Origin of the sequence: Micromonospora sp. M51 (assembly GCF_018070305.1) — a bacterium.
GTDB lineage: Bacteria > Actinomycetota > Actinomycetes > Mycobacteriales > Micromonosporaceae > Micromonospora > Micromonospora parva.
In genome coordinates this window covers 1-5,513 of the sequence record NZ_JAGPXZ010000405.1, presented here as the reverse complement: position 1 = coordinate 5,513, position 5,513 = coordinate 1, and the positions used below count along the sequence as shown (strand labels likewise).

Here is a 5,513-nt window from a genome sequence, read left to right as displayed (position 1 = left end):
CCGCCGGGGTCGCCGCGCTGGCCGGTGCCGCCAGCGCCGGGCAGCTGCTGCTGGTGGCGGCCGGCGGGGTGCTCAGCTTCTTCGGGATCGTGCTGTTCGGGCCGGTGCTCGTCCCGGCGCTGGCCCGGGTGTTCGGCTGGCCGGTACGACGGGTGCTCGGCACCGCCGGTGAGCTGGCGGTCGCCAACACGGTGCGCAATCCACGGCGGGTCGCCGCGACAGCCACGGCACTGGTGATCGGGATCGGACTGGTCTCGGCGTTCATGGTGGGCGCGCGCAGCACCAAGGACGGCATCGAACGCAGCGTCGACGCTCAGATCGGCACCGACTTCGTGGTCAGCGGAATCGGACAGGACCTGCCGGCCGCGCTCGTCGGTGAGCTCATCGCCCGCCCCGAGTTGGGGGTCGTGCACGAGCAGCGCAGCGTCGTCGTCGACGACGTCGAGATCCGCGCGGCCCACCCGGCGCTGGTTTCTCGGACGCTGAGCGGAGTGCTGGCGGGCGACGCCGACCGTGTCGGTCCGGGGCAGGTGCTGGTGCACAGCGAGTTGGCGCGCTCCCGTGGTTGGCAGGTCGGTTCGCCGGTGACCGTCGCGGGCCGGTCGATGCGGGTGGCCGCCGTGGTCACCGGCGACACCCCGGGCGGTGCGGTGCCGGCGGGTCACGTCATCGACCTGTCCGACCAGGACTTCGCCGCGCTCTTCCCCGCCCAGCGGGGCTACCTGGCCGAGATCGACCCCGCCGCCGGGGTGAGCGCCGATCGGGCTCGTGCGGCGATCACGGCCGTGCTCGGCCGGTACCCGACGGTGAACCTGATGGACCAGGGCGCGTACAAGAAGATGCTCACCGGCACTGTGGACATGCTGCTCGCCTTCGTCACCGCGCTGCTCGGCCTGGCCGTGGTGATCGCCCTGGTCGGCGTCGCGAACACGCTGAGCCTGTCGGTGCTCGAACGGACCAGGGAGAACGCCGTGCTGCGGGCGGTCGGGCTCACCCGGGGGCGGATGCGGGCCGTGCTCGCCGTCGAGGCGGTGCTGATGGCGGTGGTCGGCGCGGTGCTCGGTGTCGGGCTCGGCACCGGAGTCAGCGCGTCCACGATGGCCCTGCTGGACCGCCTCGGCGGCGACTTCCACGTGGTGCTGCCGTTCGGTCAGCTCGGGCTGATCGTCGGCGTCGCGGTGCTGGCCGCCCTGCTCGCCTCGGTGCTGCCGGCCCGCCGGGCGCTGTCCCGCCCGGTCGTCGAGGCGCTCGCCGACCAGTGACCGGCCGGGTTGTCGGCAGTGGCACCGGACGGACATCGCCGGCCGGCCCCGCCCTCTTCCCCGGCGGCGGGACCGGCCAGCGGTGCCGGGTCTACAGGCGCTCGACCATCGGGCCGACGCACCGGTTGCGGGTGTCGAAGACGTAGCGGGCGTGCCGCACCACGAGGTCGTAGTCGAAGATGTCATGGTCGGTGACCACCACCACCGCGTCGGCGGCGCGCACCTCCCGCTCGGTGAGCCCGACCATGGTGACCCCGGCGGGGAGCTGGTGCGCCTCCGCGTACGGCTCGACGGCGTGCACCTCGGCGCCGAGGGCCTGCAACCGTCGCGCCACATCGACGGCGGGGGAGTCCCGCATGTCGCCGGTGTTCTTCTTGTAGGCCAGACCGAGCAGCAGCAGCCGGGCGCCTCTGGCGGCCCGACCGTCCCGGTTCAGCCCCGCCATGATCCGCTGCGCGACGTGTTCGGGCATCTCGTGGTTGACGTCGTTGGCCAGCTCGATGAACCGGAACTGCCGCCCGAGGCGGCGCTTGACCTGCCAGGACAGGTAGCACGGGTCGATCGGCAGGCAGTGCCCGCCGACGCCGGGGCCGGGCCGGAACGGCAGGAAACCGAACGGCTTGGTCGAGGCCGCGTCGATCGCCTCCCAGACGTCGATGTCGAGGTGGTGCGAGAGCATGGTCAGCTCGTTGATCAGCGCGATGTTGACCTGGCGGAAGGTGTTCTCGATCAGCTTGGTCAGCTCGGCGACGCGGGTGGAGTCCACCGGCACGGTGCGTTCCACGAGGCGCCGGTAGAACTCGTCCACCCGGGCCAGCGACGCCCGGTCCACACCGGAGACCACCTTCGGGGTGTTCTCCAGGCGCCAGGTCGGGTTGCCCGGGTCGATCCGCTCCGGGCTGTAGCCCAGGTGGAAGTCGCCGGGGCTGGTCAGTCCGCTGGCCGACTCCAGCAGCGGGCGCAGCAGCTCCTCGGTGGTGCCGGGGTACGTGGTCGATTCCAGGATCACCGTGCAGCCCGGGCGTACGTACGGGCCGATGCCGATGCCGGCCTGCTCGACGAAGCTCAGGTCGGGGGTGCCGTCGCGCAGCGGGGTCGGCACCGTGATGACGCAGATGTCGAACCCGTCGGCGTCGGTGTACTCGGTGCTGGGGTGGTAGCGACCGCTGCCCAACGCCCGGCCCAGCCGGTCGGCCGGGATGTCCTCGACGAACGACTCGCCGGAGGCGAGGCGCTTGACCCGGTCGGCGTCGACGTCCAGCCCGACCACGTCGAGCCCCGCCTCGACGGCCCGCATGGCCAGTGGCAGTCCCACATACCCCTGACCGATGACGACCAGCTTTTCAGCGCTCACCCAGGCTCCCGCAGCAGATGGTGTAAATGGCCTGCTGAGAGCCTAGAGGCGTCTTCGGTGACGTAAGTCCGTTTTGGGGATATGGGTGCCGGTGGGACTGTGGGGACGTCGACGGCGCGTGGCTCAGCCGCCGGCCGGCACCTCCGGATCGGCCGGCGCGCTCGTGGTCGTGGGCGGCGTGGTCGGCGGCGTCGGATCGGTCGGTGGCAGGCTGGTCGGTGGTGCGCTGGTCGGTGGTGCGCTGGTGACGACCGCCGTCGGCGTCGGCGAAGTGGCGGTCTGGCTCGGCTCCAGGCTCGGCGTGGCCGAGACCGAAACCGACGGCGGGTTGTTGGGTGCCCGCGTGCGGTCGGGCCGGCCAGGGTCGACGCTGGTGATCTGTTCGTTGGCCGCGGGCAGGTCCACGGGACCGCTCGGCGCGACCGTCGGCGCGGTGGTCGGCAGATGGACCGCCGGATCCTCGCCCGCGTGGCGCTGCGCGGCCAGTGCCGCGCCGAGCCCGACCAGCGCGACGAGCATGGCCGCGGCCGCACCGACCAGCGGGCCCCGCCGGCGCGCCGCCCGTGACCCGTTCGCCACCGCCGCGCCCACCGGCACGTCGGTGCGGGTGCCCGGCCCGGCGTTGCGCAGCGCGACAGGGGTGGCCATCGCCGTCGGTGGCTCGCCGTCGGTGACCGCCGTCCGAGCGGCCTCGGCCATCGCCGCGCCGCTGGTGAACCGCTCCAGCGGATCCTTGGCCAGGGCCCGCGACACCAGGGCGCGGACCGCCTCCGGGATGTCGTGCGGCAGCTCCGGCGGCTCGTCGTCCAGGTGTCGGACGGCGACCTGCAGGGGGTTGTCGCCTGTGAACGGCGGACTGCCGGTGAGGCAGCAGTAGGTGACCGCGCCCAGGGCGTAGATGTCGGTGGCGCCGCTGACCGGCCGCCCGGCCGCCTGCTCGGGAGCCATGTAGAGGGCGGTGCCCGGCACCGCGTTGGTGCTGGTGATGCTGGTGATGTCGGTGGAGCGGGCCACGCCGAAGTCGACCAGGACGACGGTGCCGTCCTCCTGCACCAGCAGGTTGCTGGGCTTGACGTCGCGGTGCACGATGCCGCCGCGATGGGCCGCGTTGAGCGCTGCCGCCGCCTGGGCCACGATCGACATCGTCTCGGCCACGTCGAGTCGCCCGGCCGCCTCGATCCGCTTGGACAACGGCTCACCGGCGACGAACTCCATGACGAGGTAGTCCGCCCGGCCGCCGTCGGGCAGGTCGTCCGCGCCGCAGTCGAAGACCTGCACGATGCCGGGGTGCCGCAGCGCCGCCATGATCCGGGCCTCGGCGCGGAACCGGGCGATGAAGTCCGGGTCGGAGACCAGCGCGGGGAGCAGAACCTTGACCGCGACCTGTCGGCCGAGGATCAGGTCGGAGGCACGCCAAACGTCGCCCATGCCGCCCGTGGCGACACGTTCGTCCAAGCGGTAGCGACCGCTGAGCACGACCTCCGATGACAACACCGCCTTACCGTACCTAGCGCGGCTCGGGCCGGCGCGCCGTGGCAGGGCCGCCGTGCGGCTGGTTCGGGTTGGCTGATTCGCTGTGACCTGTGTGGACGCTCACCCTTGGTGACGCAGCGGATATGCGGTGTCACGAAAAGCGACAAATTCCGTCGTTCAAGCCCTCAGCGGTGGCAAGAAACCGCCTCCGAACGCGGTTCGTGTTCCCTGCTCACCGGCCGTTACCGCGACGCGCCGCCCGGCAGGGCTGAGAATTGTCACTCTTCCGTGACACGACGCCGACTTGTCGCGTCGTGAGCCCCCTCCTAGCGTTAGCCCCGGCTCGGGCCCTCCCGGCTACCTCGGCGGGCAGCGCGCCGATCGACCCCCCTGGCGTCGGCCCCAAACACGCCGCCCCGACAATCGTGGTCGCGGGCACAACGAGAGCGGCGGAGGGCGGTGCGGGCGTGGTGCTGAACGGGCGGACGCCTCGTACGCCGTGCCGTGCCCCGGTGCCGTTGGTCGGGCGGGGCCGCCCCGGGCGATACGTGGGCCGCGGATGACCGACGATCTGTCGGAGGTGGTGAGCGCCGCGCAGGCCGGAGACGAAGAGGCGTTCCGCTTCCTCTACCGCAGCCTCCAGCCCGGGCTGCTGCGGTACCTGACCGCCATCGTCGGGGCCGACGCCGAGGACGTCGCCTCCGAGACGTGGCTGCAGGTCTCCCGTGACCTGCCCGGCTTCACCGGGGGTGAGTTCCGGGCCTGGACGGTCACCATCGCCCGTAACCGCGCCATGGATCATCTCCGCCGGATGCGCCGCCGCCCCTCGCTCCCGGTCCCGGTGCAGTCGCTCGTCGATCTGGCCAGCGACGCGGACACCGCCGAGCGAGCCAGCGAGACGATCGGTACCGAGACCGCGCTCGCGCTGATCGCCACCCTGCCGCCCCGGGAGGCCGAAGCGGTCCTGTTGCGGGCCGTGATCGGCCTGGACGCGGGATCCGCCGGCCGGGTGCTGGGCCGCCGCGCCGGTGCCGTACGCACCGCCGCTCACCGGGGTCTACGACGGCTGGCGGTGCTGTTGGAGCGGCAGAGCCCGACCGGGTCGCCGGTCGCGAGCGAGGGGACGCCGCCGCGTGCGGGCAGCGGCCCCGCCCGGCGGGCACCGCAGGCCGAACCGGCGGACGGCTGACGTGAGGGGACTCCCGATGAACCCGTTCCGGCGGGCCGACCACGCCGACGCCGAGCGTCTGCTCGACGCGGCCCGCGCCCGGCTGGACACCGCGCCGGCCCAGCGTCACGCCGCCACGCCCGCGGACGCGACCGCGCCGGAGGCGTACGCCACCGGCCCGAACGTGCCCCCGGCCGAGCCGTTGGCCGCGTTGCTCGCCGCTGCTGCCGGGCCGGTCCGTGCGGGCGAGCTGGCC

5 protein-coding genes are annotated in these 5,513 nt (G+C 73.2%); 3 read left to right on the top strand and 2 right to left on the bottom strand.

What is annotated here, in order from left to right; all coding sequences use genetic code 11:
* The coding region (locus KBX53_RS20630; protein WP_210861094.1) for an FtsX-like permease family protein at positions 1 to 1,262 on the top strand (1,262 nt) is incomplete at its 5' end.
* A gap of 91 nt (positions 1,263 to 1,353) precedes the next feature.
* Here KBX53_RS20630 and KBX53_RS20625 read toward each other — a convergent pair.
* On the bottom strand, positions 1,354 to 2,616 hold the full coding sequence (locus KBX53_RS20625) for a nucleotide sugar dehydrogenase (protein ID WP_210861092.1): 1,263 nt from the start codon (positions 2,614 to 2,616) through the stop codon (positions 1,354 to 1,356).
* A 123-nt stretch (positions 2,617 to 2,739) separates the two neighbouring features.
* Complete coding sequence (locus KBX53_RS20620; protein WP_081884236.1) at positions 2,740 to 4,110, bottom strand: serine/threonine-protein kinase; 1,371 nt, start codon at positions 4,108 to 4,110, stop codon at positions 2,740 to 2,742.
* Between the two features lie 538 nt (positions 4,111 to 4,648).
* Between KBX53_RS20620 and KBX53_RS20615 the strand changes: the two genes are divergently transcribed.
* Together KBX53_RS20615 and KBX53_RS20610 are read left to right on the top strand one after the other, a co-directional pair.
* Positions 4,649 to 5,278 carry an RNA polymerase sigma factor gene (locus KBX53_RS20615; protein WP_210861090.1) on the top strand — a complete coding sequence of 210 codons (630 nt, stop codon included), beginning with the start codon at positions 4,649 to 4,651 and terminating at the stop codon, positions 5,276 to 5,278.
* A gap of 16 nt (positions 5,279 to 5,294) precedes the next feature.
* Positions 5,295 to 5,513 (top strand): hypothetical protein (locus KBX53_RS20610; RefSeq protein ID WP_210861087.1); only part of this gene is annotated, 219 nt, incomplete at its 3' end.